This is a genomic window from Mesorhizobium sp. B2-5-3 (assembly GCF_006441005.1).
In the GTDB taxonomy this organism is placed as follows: domain Bacteria; phylum Pseudomonadota; class Alphaproteobacteria; order Rhizobiales; family Rhizobiaceae; genus Mesorhizobium.
The window spans coordinates 180888-196486 of sequence record NZ_VFUS01000007.1 but is presented as its reverse complement, the minus strand read 5'-3'; the positions used below and the strand labels follow the sequence as shown (position 1 = coordinate 196486).

General features: G+C 63.5%; 17 protein-coding genes. 8 read left to right on the top strand and 9 right to left on the bottom strand.

Annotated features, from left to right (window positions below; all coding sequences use genetic code 11):
- Positions 1–94: 94 nt before the first annotated feature.
- A complete protein-coding gene (locus FJ867_RS18415; protein WP_091579483.1) occupies positions 95–490 on the top strand; it encodes an acyl-CoA thioesterase in 396 nt (131 codons plus the stop codon).
- Between the two features lie 94 nt (positions 491–584).
- Here the strand turns inward: FJ867_RS18415 and FJ867_RS18410 are convergent, their stop codons facing one another.
- Positions 585–953 (bottom strand): helix-turn-helix domain-containing protein, encoded by a 369-nt coding sequence (locus tag FJ867_RS18410; RefSeq protein ID WP_181165214.1) that lies wholly within the window; start codon positions 951–953, stop codon positions 585–587.
- A gap of 104 nt (positions 954–1057) precedes the next feature.
- On the opposite strand from FJ867_RS18410, the gene FJ867_RS18405 reads away from it, so the two are divergent.
- Positions 1058–1663 (top strand): NADPH-dependent FMN reductase, encoded by a 606-nt coding sequence (locus FJ867_RS18405; RefSeq protein WP_140495977.1) that lies wholly within the window; start codon positions 1058–1060, stop codon positions 1661–1663.
- Positions 1664–1716: 53 nt separating this feature from the next.
- On the opposite strand, the gene FJ867_RS18400 is transcribed toward FJ867_RS18405, so the two are convergent.
- Positions 1717–2118: a helix-turn-helix domain-containing protein gene (locus tag FJ867_RS18400; RefSeq protein WP_140560633.1), complete on the bottom strand. Its 402-nt coding sequence runs from the start codon at positions 2116–2118 to the stop codon at positions 1717–1719.
- A 97-nt stretch (positions 2119–2215) separates the two neighbouring features.
- Here FJ867_RS18400 and FJ867_RS18395 point away from each other — a divergent pair, with 97 nt between their 5' ends.
- Positions 2216–3193, top strand: coding sequence for a zinc-binding dehydrogenase (locus tag FJ867_RS18395; RefSeq protein ID WP_140818178.1), 978 nt, complete (start codon positions 2216–2218; stop codon positions 3191–3193).
- Positions 3194–3254: 61 nt separating this feature from the next.
- On the opposite strand, the gene FJ867_RS29070 is transcribed toward FJ867_RS18395, so the two are convergent.
- From FJ867_RS29070 to FJ867_RS18385, 3 genes are all read right to left on the bottom strand, one after another.
- The gene (locus tag FJ867_RS29070) at positions 3255–3536 is read right to left on the bottom strand and encodes a hypothetical protein (RefSeq protein ID WP_246675080.1); all 282 of its coding nucleotides are present in this window, start codon (positions 3534–3536) and stop codon (positions 3255–3257) included.
- Positions 3506–3775 (bottom strand): hypothetical protein, encoded by a 270-nt coding sequence (locus FJ867_RS29065; RefSeq protein WP_246675079.1) that lies wholly within the window; start codon positions 3773–3775, stop codon positions 3506–3508. The genes FJ867_RS29070 and FJ867_RS29065 overlap by 31 nt, the downstream gene beginning before the upstream one ends.
- 155 nt (positions 3776–3930) lie before the next feature.
- On the bottom strand, positions 3931–4323 hold the full coding sequence (locus tag FJ867_RS18385) for a gamma-glutamylcyclotransferase family protein (protein ID WP_246674162.1): 393 nt from the start codon (positions 4321–4323) through the stop codon (positions 3931–3933).
- 293 nt (positions 4324–4616) lie between these two features.
- Between FJ867_RS18385 and FJ867_RS18380 the strand changes: the two genes are divergently transcribed.
- The 4 genes from FJ867_RS18380 (at position 4617) to FJ867_RS18365 (ending at position 10435) form a co-directional block, all read left to right on the top strand.
- Positions 4617–5495: a DMT family transporter gene (locus tag FJ867_RS18380; protein ID WP_140818261.1), complete on the top strand. Its 879-nt coding sequence runs from the start codon at positions 4617–4619 to the stop codon at positions 5493–5495.
- A gap of 407 nt (positions 5496–5902) precedes the next feature.
- Positions 5903–7327: a family 16 glycosylhydrolase gene (locus FJ867_RS18375; protein ID WP_140818176.1), complete on the top strand. Its 1425-nt coding sequence runs from the start codon at positions 5903–5905 to the stop codon at positions 7325–7327.
- A gap of 45 nt (positions 7328–7372) precedes the next feature.
- Positions 7373–9115 (top strand): type I secretion system permease/ATPase, encoded by a 1743-nt coding sequence (locus tag FJ867_RS18370; protein WP_140686103.1) that lies wholly within the window; start codon positions 7373–7375, stop codon positions 9113–9115.
- Between the two features lie 3 nt (positions 9116–9118).
- A complete protein-coding gene (locus tag FJ867_RS18365; RefSeq protein WP_140516830.1) occupies positions 9119–10435 on the top strand; it encodes an HlyD family type I secretion periplasmic adaptor subunit in 1317 nt (438 codons plus the stop codon).
- A 50-nt stretch (positions 10436–10485) separates the two neighbouring features.
- On the opposite strand, the gene FJ867_RS18360 is transcribed toward FJ867_RS18365, so the two are convergent.
- On the bottom strand, positions 10486–11796 hold the full coding sequence (locus FJ867_RS18360; RefSeq protein WP_140818174.1) for a hemolysin family protein: 1311 nt from the start codon (positions 11794–11796) through the stop codon (positions 10486–10488).
- Positions 11797–11877: 81 nt separating this feature from the next.
- Positions 11878–12792: a LysR family transcriptional regulator gene (locus FJ867_RS18355; RefSeq protein WP_140524884.1), complete on the bottom strand. Its 915-nt coding sequence runs from the start codon at positions 12790–12792 to the stop codon at positions 11878–11880.
- A 124-nt stretch (positions 12793–12916) separates the two neighbouring features.
- On the opposite strand from FJ867_RS18355, the gene FJ867_RS18350 reads away from it, so the two are divergent.
- Complete coding sequence (locus FJ867_RS18350; protein ID WP_140818172.1) at positions 12917–13939, top strand: NAD(P)-dependent alcohol dehydrogenase; 1023 nt, start codon at positions 12917–12919, stop codon at positions 13937–13939.
- A gap of 9 nt (positions 13940–13948) precedes the next feature.
- Here FJ867_RS18350 and FJ867_RS18345 read toward each other — a convergent pair whose 3' ends face one another.
- Both FJ867_RS18345 and FJ867_RS18340 read right to left on the bottom strand, forming a co-directional pair.
- Positions 13949–14656, bottom strand: a complete 708-nt coding sequence (locus FJ867_RS18345; protein ID WP_140818170.1) for an LssY C-terminal domain-containing protein — start codon at positions 14654–14656, stop codon at positions 13949–13951.
- Between the two features lie 61 nt (positions 14657–14717).
- A complete protein-coding gene (locus FJ867_RS18340; RefSeq protein WP_140495967.1) occupies positions 14718–15533 on the bottom strand; it encodes an extensin family protein in 816 nt (271 codons plus the stop codon).
- Positions 15534–15599 lie beyond the last annotated feature (66 nt).

Here is a 15599-nt window from a genome sequence, read left to right as displayed (position 1 = left end):
AAGGTCCGAGCCGTGGATCGCGATCGTCTCGCGTTGACGCGTTGGCGCCTTGACGATACGGGATCAGGGCAGTCAATCTCTGGGGATAACTCGCATGGTGCATTACGCGGACGGGCGGCCGATCGGCGATCTGACGCTGCGCACGCTGGCCATGCCTTCGGACGCCAATGCCGCCGGCGACATTTTCGGCGGCTGGGTGATGGCGCAGATGGACCTGGCCTGCGGCATCCGCGCCGCCGAGCGCGCCAAGGGCCGCGTGGTGACGGCGGCGGTCAAGGAGATGTCCTTCGCCAAGCCGATGAAGATCGGCGATACGCTGTGCATCTACACCCATGTCGAGCGCGTCGGCCGCACCTCGATGACGCTCAAGGTCGAGGCCTGGGCGCAGCGCTATCTCTCCGACCTGATGGAAAAGGTCACGCACGCCGATTTCGTCATGGTGGCGCTGGACGGCGAGGGCAAGCCGAAGGCCGTTCCGGCCGAAAGCTAAAGCCTGGGACCGCTGTGAAACTGTCTTTCAGCCCTGCGGCGGCGGTGCGGACACGAAGACAATCAGTCAATGATTGCTGAACGACTGTAGAATTTCAGCCATGCAGGCCATCGAATTTCGCACGTGCGGCCCGCACGCGCGTGGTGTTCCTGCGCGCCCATTCGCCGAGCGCGCTGACGGGGACCAGCAGTTCATGGCCGAGTTCGGTCAGCTCGTAGTCGACGCGCGGCGGAATGGTCGGGAACACGGTGCGGGTGACGAAACCGTCGCGTTCCAGCCCTCGCAAGGTGGTGGTCAGCATCTTCTGCGAGATGCCGCCGACAGCCGCGCGCAGCTCATTGAAGCGCAGCGGTCCGTCGCCGAGCTTGCCGACGACGAGCACGGTCCACTTGTCGCCGACGCGCTGCAGGATTTCCGAAACGGCACGGCAGTCTTCGGTGTTGTGCGGGTTCCTCAGTAACAAAAAGGTGCCTCCTTGCGCATGAAGTTGACAGGAACTCATATAGCCCCGGTATCCAAACGATACCAGTCTTACCTGCCCAGGAATTGCTTACCAGGAGAGCCCCTATGTCCAAACCCAAGATCGCCATCATCGTCGGTTCGACACGCGCCGCGCGCTTCGCCGACGTGCCCACCCAATGGATCGCCAAGATCGCCAAATCGCATGCCGATATCGAGGTCGATGTCGTTGACCTGCGCGATTTCCCGATGCCCTTCTTCGATGAGGTCGCATCCTCCGCCTGGGTGCCATCGACCAACGAGGTGGCGCAGCGCTGGCAGAAGAAGGTCGCCGAATATGACGGCTTCATCTTCACCGCCGCCGAGTACAATCACGGCCCGACGGCCGTGCTGAAGAACGCCATCGACTACGCCGCCAATGAATGGAACAAGAAGCCGGCCGGCTTCGTCGGCTATGGCAGCGTCGGCGGTGCCCGCGCTGTCGAGCAGCTGCGCCTCCACGCGGTCGAATTGCAGATGGCGCCGGTCAAGTCGGCCGTCCATATCGCCTGGGGCGATTTCCTCGCGGTGCGCCAGGGCGAGAAGAAGCTCGAGGAGATCGAGCACCTGAACCAGGCCGCGACCGCGCTCGTCAACGACGTCGCCTGGTGGGCCAAGGCGCTCAAGACCGCGCGCCAGGCCGACGCCATAGACGAGGAAATCAAGGCGGCCTGACCGCCTCGAAATCATCCTCCCAAGGATGTGGGGCGGCGCTTGCGCCGCCCTTTTTAATTGCGAAAGGCTGCTTGCTCGTCCCGCCCTGGTCGTGGCCGGATGACGCAGTCGGCGAGGCGATGCTTTTCGTTCAGTTCGTCGGCGTGGTGCTGGCCCCATTGGCACAGCGCCAGCAGGATGGGCTCGAGGCTGAGGCCGAGCGGCGTGGCGGAATATTCGACGCGCGACGGCACTTCGGCGAAGATTTCGCGGCTGACGAGACCGTGCTCCTCCATTTCGCGGAGCTGCTGGATCAGCACTTTCTGGGTGATGCCCGGCATCAGCGCCTTGAGTGCGGTCAGCCGCCTTGGGCCGTCGAAGAGATGGTAGAGGATGACCGCCTTCCAGCGCCCTGCGATCACTTTCAGGGCACGCTCCGCCGGCAGCAACGGCAGTCTCTTGGTTATTCCGGCCATGGTCACCACCTGGTCAGCAGGGGACAAATGAGTGTGTAGTCGAGGCCCCGCAGATAGTGGCAAACCGCGGCCGATGCCATAGCGATCGGAGTTTGCCATGAAAGCCGTACAATTCAGCCGTTTCGGCGGCCCCCAGGTGCTGGAGATTGTCGACCTGCCGACACCGGAGCCGCAGGCCGGCGAGGTGCTGATCCGCGTTCATGCCGCCGGCATCAACTTCTTCGAGGTGCTGATGCGCGCGGATCGTTATGCGGTCACGCCACAATTGCCGATGGTTCCCGGCGTCGAGGCGGCGGGGGTCGTGGAGGCCGTCGGGCAAGGGGCGGACGATACGCTGATCGGGACCCGGATCGCGGCGCCTTTGTTTGCCTCGACACGCTCTTTTGGCGGCTATGTCGAGCATGTGACGATCGACGCACGCTTGGCCGTTCCCTTGCCGGATCCGCTTTCGTTCGAGGAGGCGACGGCGTTGATGGTGCAGGGGCTGACCGCCTTTCATCTGTTGCGGCAAAGTCCGCCGGCGAACAGGACGGTTTTGGTTCCCGCCGCCGCGGGCGGGGTCGGTTCGCTGCTCGTCCAGTTGGCGAAGCGCCAAGGCGCGCGCCGGGTCATTGGGCTCGCCGGCGGCAAGGCCAAGCTCGACGTCGCCATGTCGCACGGTGCCGACATCGCCATCGATCGTCATTCCGGAGACTGGGTGGCCGAAACCAGAGACGCCGCGCAGGGTGGTCTCGATACGATCTATGACACCGTCGGCGGAGCGATGACCGGGGACTTCCTCGATATCCTGGCGCCCGGTGGCGAGCTCGTGTTTGCAGCACTTGGCCGCTATGCGCTTGGCGTTGCCCGGCTTGAGGCGATGATCGGCAGGAATCAGTCGTTGAAGGGCTTCGCGCTGCTCCCGCTGCTGTCCCCTGGAGTGCTGAGAGCGAGCCTTTCGGAGCTTTTCGATCTGGCTGCCAGCGGCGACATTGTCGTCACGACTGGCGGGCGCTTTCCGCTCGACCAAGCCGGCGAGGCGCATCGCCTGCTCGAAGAGCACCGCTCGATCGGCAAGGTCGTGCTGATACCCTAGCGTCGGGCTGCCGCGCAATCCGCTGGGGATGGAAATAGCCTTCGGCCCAAAATCGTGCGTGTCAAACGCCCGCGATCGCGAACAGCCAGGCGAGGATATCGAACAACAAAAGAACCAGCGCGATCTGCAATGCTACCCGAAGCCGCTGGATGATGCGCCAGTTGCTGGCCATGTCCGCCTTGATGCGAAGGGCAAGCGCGCGCTGCATGGCCGATATCTTCAGCGGCCTGTCGCCATCGACATAGTGATGGAGCAGCTCTTCCGGATCGAAGCGGAACGTGTATTTGTGATAGGGCCAAAGCAGGAAGACGATCAGTCCGCCGATGCCGAACAGCAGGGCCACTGCGATCCAATCCCAAGCCCGAGCCCGTCGGAAAGCGCCCTTGCGCCAAGCAACGAGTTTACAAACGCGGTGGCGAAGATGAGGCTGCCCGCGCGCGTGTTCATGTTCTCGACGAGATTCTGCTGATGATTGAGGCCTCGCACCGCCTCCTGATAGATAAATGCCAGGCGAGGATCGTCGTCGGCAGGATCGCTTGCGACTGCCGTGTTGCTGTCTCCGGCGCCGGTACGTTCAGTCATGAGAATGCTCTATGCCGTATCGGTGATGCGTCACCTTAGCTCAAAATCCCTTGGCGCTAAAACGTGCTGGAGCATCAGTGGCGAGGTGAAACCACTTGGCGTCGCAGAAAAGCCGAACCGGGCGGGAAACGCCATACACGTTTCCTGGAGTTGTTCTAGCCACCCCATGAAAGCGCGAAGCGCCGATCATTGTAGTCTTTGAGATATCGGGAGTGGATCGGCGCGGCGAGATGCCGGGATTTCATGTAGACGTATGCCGAGACAGGCGGCCCGCCATCGACAGGCTCTGCTTCGATCAGCACGCGCAAATTTCCGGGCTTGCCAACGGATTCGATCCTGTCGAGGTTTGCCAAGGCGCGATCGTCCACGGCGTAGAGTTCGCCGCCGACCTGGAAGCCGACGCCTGGTTCATTGAACATCATCGGAGCGAAGCGAGGTCCAGCGATCAGCATCGGGAAGCGCTCTCGCGTCCTGTAGGCGCCCAGAAATGCGGCTTCGGACAAACCCTCGCCGTGAAGGGGAAAGCCTTTCTTCAAGGTACCAAACACGAAGAGTTTCCGCATCATGCGCGGGGAACGCCGGCCAAGCTTGGAAGTTCATCTGTTTTCATCGGCGTTCGGGCAGCGGAAGTGAGCAAGACAGCGGATTCAGCATCGTATCCGGGCTGAGGCGTGGAGCTGTGAAGGTTGCTTTCGCGCGATGCCGGACTGATACGGGTTGGCCCTCCATATGGGCGGAGCTGCCATCTGGCTCGGCCGTTCTGCCCTGATATATCCGGCCGCGATCCATCACATGAGCAAAGCCCGTGAAGTCATCCAGCCTGGCAGGCGTCGTTTCCCCCATGATCCCGGTGCTGGTGTGCGCGCTCGGCATCTTCCTTCTGTCGGGGATGGATGCGGCGATGAAGGTTCTGGTCATTGCCGTGGGCGTCTACAACACGGTGCTATGGCGCAGCATGCTGGCGACCGTGGTCGCGGGCGCCGGCTGGTCGGCAGGGTCGCGTTCATTTCCCGCCCTTTCCGTGTTGAGGCTGCATGCGCTGCGTGCCGTTGTTGTCGGCATTGTCTTGCTGTCGTTCTTCTGGGGGCTTGCCAGGCTGCCGCTGGCGGAGGCGATCGGCCTCAGTTTCGTGGCGCCGCTGTTTGCGCTCCTGCTGGCCGCACTGTTGCTGGGCGAACGGATACAGCGACAGGCGATCTGGGCATCGCTGGCCGGCATTGCCGGCGTCGCAATCATAATAGCCGGACAGTTCGGGCATGCGACCTATGCCGAGGATGCCCTGCTCGGCACGGCCGCCGTGCTGGTATCGACGGTGTTCTACGCCTACAATCTGATCCTCGCGCGGCAACAGGCGCTGCTGGCCAAGCCGATCGAAATCATGCTGTTCCAGAACCTTTGCGTTGCCGTCATCCTCGGTCTCGCGGCACCCTGGCTTGCCATTGCGCTGCCAAGCGAGCTCTGGCTTCCTCTCGCCGGGGTGACGGCGCTTTCGCTCGCCGGCCAATTCCTGATGAGCTGGGCCTACGCGCGCGCCGAAGCGCAATATCTGATCCCGACCGAATACTCCGCCTTCATCTGGGCGATTGCGCTTGGGTGGTTCTTCTTCGACGAGGCGGTGACCTGGACCACGCTGGCGGGAGCGGGCCTCATCGTGGCCAGTTGCCTGATCGCCTCGCGCTCGAACCCGAAGTTTTCCGAACCGATCGAAGCCGCGGTTTGACGGTGTTCCCCTGCGACAAATAGCAGGCACTGCGCCGCCGGCCCGAGGCCTGTTCCCTCGCTCGATGCGCCAGCCCTCGAATTCGCCCCTCGCTCCAGAGCGGCAATGTTACGGCCCGCCAGAAAGCCGGAATCGCTTTTTTGTGACCTACGCCAGGCGTGGCAGCAAGTATATCGCCGTTTTCTCGGTATAAGCGAAAATTTTATTAAAAGTTTTACTGACTTCATTACGATTTATAGACCATTTCTTGGCCTCTAGTGCTTTCATTTCGAAAAATGTCACCCAACAGTCGATGTAATGCTGAACTGTGTGGCAAGCTCCTGGAACGACATCGTGCATGGCAACGTTGCTCCGTAAGCGGTTGCCGTTTCGAATGACCTGAACAGGCGCGAGGAAAGGATTTCCTGATGAGCACCGTCGTGAATGCCAAAGGCATCCCTCTCCCCTACACGGGCACGTCCACCCATTGGTTCTCGGCGACCGGATCCGGGCCGGAATTGCACGGCACCTCCGGCAACGACTCCTTCTGGGGGGACGCCAGCGTCAACGTCACCATCTATGGCGGCGCGGGCGACGACTACTATCACCTCTATTCCACCAACAACAAGGTGGTTGAGGATCCCGGGGCTGGCATCGACACGATCGACACATGGATGAGCTACAAGCTCCCCGACAATTTCGAGAATCTCGTCGTCACCGGCAACAATCGCTATGCGTTCGGAAATGCGTTGGACAACATCATCAAGGGTGGCTCGGGCCATCAGACGCTGGATGGCGGTCAGGGCAACGACGTGCTGATCGGCGGCAGCGGCGCCGACACTTTCATCATCACCAAGGGCAATGGAAGCGACCTGATCACCGATTTCGGCGCGGACGACACGGTCCGCCTCAATGGCTACGACTCCATGTCTTTCGACGACGTCAAGGCACATATGACCCAGGCAGGATCGAACCTTCTGCTGAACCTCGGATCCGACGAGGTGCTGGTCTTCAACAACACGACGGTGGACAAGCTGGCGCCCAGCCAGTTCGAACTGCCGATCGACAAGTCCGGAATGACGCTGTCCTTTTCCGACGACTTCAACACGCTCAGCCTTTGGAACGGCCATGATGGCACCTGGAATTCCAACTTCTGGTGGGGAGCGCCGAACGGAAGCACGTTGAGCAGCAATGGGGAGCTGCAATGGTACATCGACGCCAATTACGGCCCGACCAGCTCAGTCCACCCGTTCAGCGTGGAAAACGGGGTGCTTACCATCACTGCGGCGCAAGCGCCCGAAGACATCAAGCCACTGATCAACAATTACGAATACACCTCGGGCATCCTGACGACCCACGAAAGCTTCTCGCAGACCTACGGCTATTTCGAAATGCGGGCGGACCTGCCCGAAACGGCCGGAGCCTGGCCGGCCTTCTGGCTGCTGCCGGAAGACGGCTCGTGGCCGCCGGAACTGGACGTCCTGGAAGCGCGCGGGCAGGATCCGAACACGCTCATCATGACGGCGCACACGAACGAGACGGGACAGCACACCAAGGTCTCTTCCTCGGTGAATGTTTCGGACACCGACGGCTTCCATACCTATGGCCTGCTGTGGACACCGGATACGCTCGTCTGGACCTATGACGGCGTAAAGGTCGCCGAAGCCGCGACGCCGTCCGACATGCACACGCCCATGTACATGCTGGCCGATCTAGCCGTCGGCGGTTTTGCCGGCGCGCCTCCCGACCATCTCGCCACGCCGGCGGAGATGAAGATCGACTATATCCGCGCCTATACGCTGGATGACCTGCAGCACCACCCCCTGGACGTTGCGGGCGACCACTCGGTCTGAGCGCCGATGTCTCGGGACATGAGCCGCCAAGGGAGCGCGGGAACGATGGGACAGTCAGGTCTGCGGGCGGTCTTGTGGCGCGCCATCGCCGATGTCGGCGTTTTCTCGTTGCTGATCAACGTCCTGCTGCTGGTGATCCCGCTCTATCTGTTGCAGGTGTATGATCGGGTCCTGCCTTCCTCCAATGTCGAGACGCTTGTCTACCTGTCGGTCATCGCGGTTCTCGCGCTGGTCTTTCTGGGCTTTCTGGACGCGGTGCGCTCCATTTACACGCAGCGCGTCGCGGCCAGCATCGACAGCAAGCTCGGGGCGGAGACGTTCGCCGCTTCGCTTGGCGCCGACCACGCCTCCGCAGGCCTGTCGCCATTGCGTGATCTCGCCTCGGTATGCGCCTTCATCAGGTCGCGCGGCGTGGCGGTCCTGTTCGACCTGCCGTTTGCTCCGTTCTTCCTCGGACTGCTCTACCTGATCCATCCCGTCCTGTTCTGGCTCACCCTGGCTGGCGTGGCGATGCTGCTTGCACTGGTCCTGGCAACCCAGCTTGCCATCGGCAGGAACGACGCTTTGTTTTCACGACGTTCGGCGGTCGCCAGCCAGTCGGAGCAGGCCTTTGCCCGCGACGCCGAGACGCTGCGCGCCATGGGCATGGTCCAGAACGCCGCGCGGGCTTGGGGAAAGCACGTCGCCGAAGCGCTGATCGTTCACGACCGCGCGTCGACGGCTAATGCGATCTTCAGCGGAACGTCGCGGGCCGTGCGCATGATGCTGCAGCTGGCGATACTGGGCGTGGGTGCGTGGCTGGTCCTGCAAGGCAAGATGACGGCCGGGATGATATTCGCGTCTTCCCTGGTATCGTCGCGCGCGCTGCAGCCGCTCGACCAACTGATCGGCTCGTGGCGGCAGATCGTCGACGCCAGGCGATCGTGGAAACGGCTGGAGGCAACCCTTTCGGCACGTCCGTCCGCGGTGCAAAAACTGGCCTTGCCTGATCCGTCAGGCGCGATTTCGGCGCAGGATCTGATCTACGTCGCGCCGAATAGGCCCGGCGGTCCGCCCATCGTCAAGAGGCTGAATTTCCACATCGGGGCCGGCGAGGCGGTGGCGATCGTCGGCCCGAGCGGAGCCGGCAAATCGACGCTCGCCAGATTGCTTGTCGGTGCGCTCCAACCGGTCAGCGGCTCGGTCAGGATCGACGGTGCCGATCTCAGGACCTGGGACGAAAAGCAGCTTGGAAGGCATATCGGCTATCTCGCGCAGGAGGTGGAACTGTTCCCGGGATCGATCGCGGAGAACGTCGGCCGCTTCGACCCCGACGCGGATGACGCCTCGATCGTCGAGGCGGCAAAGCGTGCCCAGGCCCATGAACTGATTTTGACGCAGCGCGACGGCTACCAGACGATGATCGGTCTCTCTGACAGGGCGCTGTCGGGCGGCGAGCGCCAAAGGATCGGGCTGGCGCGCGCCCTGTACGGCAACCCCAGAATTCTCGTCCTGGACGAGCCCAACGCTCATCTCGACGGCGCCGGCGAAGCGGCGCTCGAAGCGGTGCTCTCGGATGCGCGGTCGGCGGGGATTACCTTGATCGTGATCACGCACCGCCCTTCGATCGCAGCGGCCTGCGACCGCGTGATGCTGCTGCGCGACGGCGCGATCGAAGCCTTCGGCCCGAGCGGCGATTTGCTGCGGCAGCCGCTCGCCGGCAATTCTTCCCGGCAGAATACGGTGGTGACGGGGTCGTTCGCCACGACCCTCCGCAGCGCCCCGCAAAAAACCCGCTTTGGATCGTAGATGATGGCAGTGCACAGCCTCGCCGGGGAACGCAATCCACGCACCGACACAGGGCGCGTGGCATTCGGCGGCTATGCGGCGATAGCGATATTTGCAGGTTGCTTCGGCTATTGGGCGGCCTATGCCCCCTTGTCCGGCGCGGTGATCACGCAAGGCACGATCTCGGCGATGGGCGGGAACATCCTCATCCAGCACCCCGAGGGCGGCATCGTCCAAGAGTTGCTGGTCCACGAAGGCGATCGCGTGCAGCAGGCGCAGGATCTGATAGTGCTGGATCCAACCGCCGCGCAGGCCGAGCTCAACCGGCTGACGAGGCAGTCGATCGCGCTCAGGGCAAGCGCGGCGCGGCTGGAGGCGGAGCGGGACGGGCTGGACAGGCTGGCGCCGATCACAACAGCGGCGCCGGCGCCGCTTCAGCACGATTTCGAAATGCTGGTTCGGGAACAGCAGAAGGAGTTCGACGCCAGGCTCGCCCGGTTCCGGTCGGAACGATCGATCCTCCAGCAGCGGGTCGTCATGCATCGGCAGTCCGTCGTGGGATTGGACGCCCAGAAACAAGCCATCCAGCAGCAGGTCGAGGTGGTGAAGAAGGAGCTCGGCATCAAGACCAGCCTTTTGGACAAAGGCCTGACCAACCGCACCGAATACTCCCAGCTTCTGCGCAGCGAAGCCGACCTCGTCGGCCAGGCGGGAGCGCTGGAGGCCAGTCTTGCATCGGCCAGCACCCAGATCGTCGAGGCGCAGGAGCAGACCGAGCGCTTGACCACGCAACGGGTGGAGGAGGCGCTGACGAAGCTGGACGAGGTTCGCTCCAACCTGGCCGACGTCGAGGAACAGATCAGGGCGGCCGCGGCGGTGCTGCGGCGCACGACAATCAAGGCGCCGGCAGCGGGCATCGTGGTGTCGTCGACCTACAATTCCAAGGGCAGCGTAATTGCCCCGGGCGAAAAGATCATGGAAATCCTGCCGACGGCATCGGGGTTGGTCGTGGACACGAAGCTGCGGCCGAAGGACATCGATCAGGTACGCGTCGGCCAGCCGGCGAAACTGCGATTGTCCGCCTTGAACGCGCGGCTCACGCCCGAGGTTCCAGCCACCGTGACACAGGTTTCCGCGGATCGGCTGATCGACGAGGCTACGCGTGAACCCTATTTCCGGGCGAAGCTGAAGATCGACGCCCTGCCATCCCGCGTGAAGCCCGAGCAGCTCTATCCCGGGACGCCGGTCGAGGCGTTCATCAGCACCGGCGACCGGACTTTCCTGGAATATCTCGCGCGGCCGATGCTCGATTCGTTCGCCCGCGCCTTCACGGAGCAGTAGGCGCGGACGGACGGCCAATGACCGCTTGACTCGAGGCAACGTTCGAACAGTCAGCGCACCACTTCGCGGTGGCCGCTGGGCAGGCGCGTGGCGATCAGCTTGTCGATGCGGCGGCCGTCGAGATCGACCACCTCGAAACGCCAGCCTTGCGCGTCGACGCATTCGCCGGTCGCCGGCAGATGGTGCATGTGCGACAGCACATAGCCGGCGACGGTCTCGTAGTCGCGGTTTTCCGGCAAGTCGATGCCCAGCACCTCGGCCATCTCGTCGGCCTGCATATAGCCGGCAAGCAGCCATGAGCCGTCGTCACGCTTGACGGCATTCTCTTCCTCGCCGGCTTCGAGGTCCGAACGGAAGACGCCGGTGATGGCCTCCAGAATGTCGGCGGGTGTGACGATGCCTTCGAAATGGCCGTATTCGTCATGCACCAGCGCCATCGGCACGTCGGATTCCTTCAGCGTCTGCAGCACGTCGAGCGCGTCGGCCTGATCGTGCACGATGGGCGCGGTGCGCACGTGCCGACGCGGGTCGAGCGCGCGGCCGCCCAGCAATGCCGCGAGCACGTCGCGCGTCTGGACGACGCCGATCATGGCGTCGACGCCGCCGTCGCCGGCGGGCAGGCGCGAATGCTGCGTGTCCATCAGGAGCTTGCGGATGGTCGCATCGTCGGACTGGAGGTTGATCCAGTCGACCTCGGTGCGCGGCGTCATGACGGCGCGCACGGCGCGGTCGCCAAGCCGCATGACGCCGGCGATCATGCGGCGCTCGTCGGATTCGATGGTGCCGTGATGCTCGGCCTCGGCGACCAGCATCTTGATCTCCTCGTCGGTAACCTTCTCCTCGCTCTCGCTGCGCTGGCCGAGCAGCCAAAGCACGGCGCGGCCCGAAATATCGAGCAGGAAGACCAGCGGCGCCGAGACGGTGGCGAGGACGGTCATGGCCGGGGCGGCGCGCACGGCGACCCGCTCGGGGTCGCGCAGCGCGATCTGCTTGGGCACGAGCTCACCGATGATCAGCGAGGCATAGGTGATGATGGCCACGACGATGCCGACGCCGAGCGGATCGGCGATGTTTTCGCGGATGCCGTTCGAGGCCAGGAACTGCGCCAGCCTTTCGCCGAGCGTGGCGCCGGAAAAGGCGCCGGACAGCACGCCGACCAGGGTGATGCCGATCTGTACCGAGGACAGGAACTTGCCGGGGTTGGAGCCAAGCGCAAGCGCCCGGCCGGCGCCCTTAACCTCGCGATCGATCATTGCCTTGAGGCGGGCCGGCCGCGACGAGACGATGGCAAGCTCGGACATTGCCAGAAGGCCGTTCACGCAGATGAGGACGACCACGGTGGCGATTTCAACATATAGCATCAGGGGTCAATAGCATTGCCGTGCTGGATTGGAAAATAGTCAGCAGCCGTTTTCAGGAAGATGACAGCGCATGCGGCCCCGTCAGGCGGCATCCCAGGGCGGCGCCGAAAAATGCTCGACCAGCGCATCGACTACGACGCGGACCTTCGGCGTCACTGCTCGCGTCACCGGCCAAACGGCGTGGACGGCAATGTTTTCGACGAGGCGGTCCGACAGCACCATTTCGAGCGCACCGCTCCTGAGGCTGTCCGCCGCCAACCATGTCGGCAGGAAGGTGATGCCGCAGCCGGCAAGGGCGGCGTCGAGCATCGGCTCGCCATTGTCGAGGACCAGCCTTGCCCGCGGTGTGAACTTTCCGATTTGGCCGTCGGCGTGCCTTATGGTCCAGGGATGGGCGACGCCGTTACGGGTGTAGCCGATCAGCTTATGAGCGGCGAGCTCCTCGATCGTTCGCGGCCTGCCGTGCTCCTCGAGGTAGGCGGGGGCGGCCAATACGCACGAGCGTTGGACATAGAGCCGCCGCGCCGCGAGCGACAGGCTGTCGTCGAGCTCGCCCATGCGAACTGCCAGGTCGATGCTTTCTTCGATGAGATCGACGCGACGGTCGTTGAAGGAGATCTCCATCGCCAGATCGGGGAAGCGCTTGGAAATGTCGAACAAAACTGGGGCAACGCAGCGCTGGCCGAAGGCCGACGGCAAATCGACCCGAAGCCGGCCCGAGGGCACTTGCCGGTGCGAGGCAAGCAGCGACTGGGCGGCTTCGATTTCGGACAGCGCCCTGACGCAGGCTTCGTAATAGCTGAGGCCTTCGCTTGTCGGGCTCAGGCTGCGGGTGGTGCGATTGAGCAGACGCACGCCAAGCCGATGCTCCAGCTGTGCGATCGATTTGCCGACCGCCGATTTCGTCACGCGCAGCCGTTCTCCCGCACTGGTGAAGCTGCCGGCTTCGATCGTTTGAACGAAGGCGACAATGCCCTGCAGATCGGCGGATTCCATGGCTGTGCCCCTATTGTAGAATAATGATCTTCAATTCGTTTCCAATTATGCCGCATAGAAGCACTTTTTTCCATAGTGGAATGACGTAAAGATCTCGCCAGCAACTCAATCCGGAGCAGACGAGATGAACAGAGACATCAACAGATCCTGGCAAATGACCGGTTTTGGCCTGTCCAAGCTGCAACCGGCGCGGGGAAAGGTACCCGCACCCGGGCCTCGTGAGCTGCTGGTGCGGATCAAGACTATATCGCTGAATTACAAGGATCGAATGATCCTAGACGGGGTGCTGATCCCGGACCTCGTCTTCCCCTTCGTGCCGACATCGGATGCGGTGGGCGAGGTCGTGGCGGTCGGCGGTGGCGTCAGCCGCTTCCAGGCCGGGCAACGCGTGCTGGGCCAAGTGATCGCCGACTGGCCTGACGGCGATGCGCCGCCGGTGCTTCACCAGCACACGCTGGGATTGTCACTGCCCGGCACCTTGTCCGACTACGTGCTGCTTCACGAGGATGCCGTCGTGCTGGCGCCGCCTTCGCTCAGCGACGCCGAGGCATCGACGCTGCCGATCGCGGCGCTGACGGCGTGGTTTGCCTTGGCGGAGGCGACGAAGCCGGTGCCCGGCCAGACCATTCTTATCCAGGGTACCGGCGGCGTGTCGCTGTTTGCACTGCAATTCGCGGCCGCTTTCGGCCTGCGTGCCATCGTCACCTCGAGCAGCGACGACAAGCTCGAGCGGGCCAGGAAACTCGGCGTCTGGCAAGTGGTCAACTACCGCACCCAGCCGGCATGGGACGAAGCCGCGCGTGACCTGACGGGTGGAACCGGCGTCAACCATATCCTGGAGATGGTCGGCGGCGACAATGCGCGGCGATCGCTCGATGCCCTGGCCGCCGACGGCCGCCTGTCGGTCATCGGCCTGCTGGGCTCGATGGAACTCAGCTTTCCGATCGTGCCGTTCCTGCGCAATCGCATCGTCGTGCAGGGCATATCGATCGGCCATCGCCGCGCCTTCGAGCGGATGAACCAGGCGATCGAGGTGCTCGGCATCCGGCCGGTGGTCGACAAGGTCTTCGGTTTCGAGGAGGTGGCGCAGGCCTTCCAGCATCTGGAGAAGGGACCGTTCGGCAAGGTCGTGATCGCCACGAGCTGACTTCAGGCATCATGGCAGTTGCTTCAACACGCCGAGCACGGCCTTGCCGTCGGTGAAATAGGGGTCGCCGCCGCCATTGCGCCCGTGCGTGGTGGCGCCGATGCCTTCCAGGTCGCTGGTTGAGATCAGCATTCCGGCGGCAGTCAAATCCTGGATAAGAAAGTCGCGTTCGGCATCGATGTCGGGGCCGATATGATGGGTGATGGCGCCGGTGTCGTGGCTCAGGCCCACGCCACGGTCGAAACTGGCCGAGCCCAGCCATAGCGGACGGCCATCGTCGCCCGTGGCATCGGTCTGCCAGAAGCGCACATGATGACGGCGGTCGGCGCTGCCGCCGACCGGCTTCTCGAAAGCAAGATCCTGGGCGCGACCTTCGAACAGCAGCCGGCTCACCGGCGCGTCCGGATAGGGGCGCGAAAACAAGACGCTTTCGCCGATGTCGATCGCTGTCCTCAATGTGATGGCGTCGGCCGTGTCCCAGCCAGTGACGGCGAAGGCATGGACAACCTCCTTTTGCGTGCCGATCAGGCCGACATTGATCGGGTCGCCCGGAATGCCTTGCGGGGTGTGCGTCACCATCTCGAAGCTTTGGCTGCGAAAGCCGCGATCGCGAAACGTCCAGAATTCCGGCGCGGCGACATAGGCCAGCACCAGATAGGTCGCCGGGAGCAACACCAGCCAGGTCGCAGCGCGTCGTCGGAAGCTTCGTTGGCTCATCGATGCCGCTCGAGTTCTACGACGTCACTGTACGCGGCGAAGCCGCCGCCAGGCAAAGGGATCAGCGGCAGGCGCGATAGCCGCTCTTGCGGTTCTTGATGTCGAAGTGGAAATGGTTGCGGTGGTCGTAATTGTAGCCGGGGCCGAGCACGGTGGTGAAATACTGGCAGCCGTCGGCGCGCACATTGTTGAGGAAGCCGCGGGTGCGGAAGGCGAACAGGCCGGGCTTGCGCACGTCGATGTCGTCGCCATTGTTGAGTTCGATGCTCATCACGTCGAGCGCGTTGCCCTTGCCGTGTTCCGACAGCACGCCTTCGCCGGCGATGTTGCGGCAGGAATAGCTGGAACCCTGGTGGATGGTCCTGACGCCGGAGAAGTAGCGCCAGCGGGCGGAAGGAACGAGCTCGTTCTTCGTCCACGCGGCGAAGCTGGCGGCCATGTCGCAGGTCAGCGTCGCGGCGGGCTTCATCTCGACGCTGCCGATGGCCGAAACCTTCACCGGATAGTCGATGCCGCACTGGCCTTCATGGATCGGCGCCAGGTCGGTGAAGGTGACGCCGAGGCGCCTCAGCTGCTGACGGCAGTCGGTCTCGCTGGCCGGCATCTGCTCGACCGGCGACATCGGCTCGTCCATGCGTGGATAGGCGGCCTGCGTCATGTAGGGATTGGAAGGAACCAGCCGCTGCATGCCTGAATATTGCGGCACGGCCGCGGTCTGCGCGCCGACATCGACGGCTGGCTCCAGTGCCAGCACGTTGCCGGTGTTGCAGGCCGACACCGCGGCCAGCGCAAGCAGGGCGGCCAGCCCGCCGGCAGCGGCACGCGCGCGTTTCGATTGCCGCGCAAGCGCCAGCGCGGCACGAAATATCCCGTCCATCGGCAGTCCCTTTCCCGATAGGCGGGATTTTAACGATCAACGGTAAAGGAAAAATCAGCGCCGGCG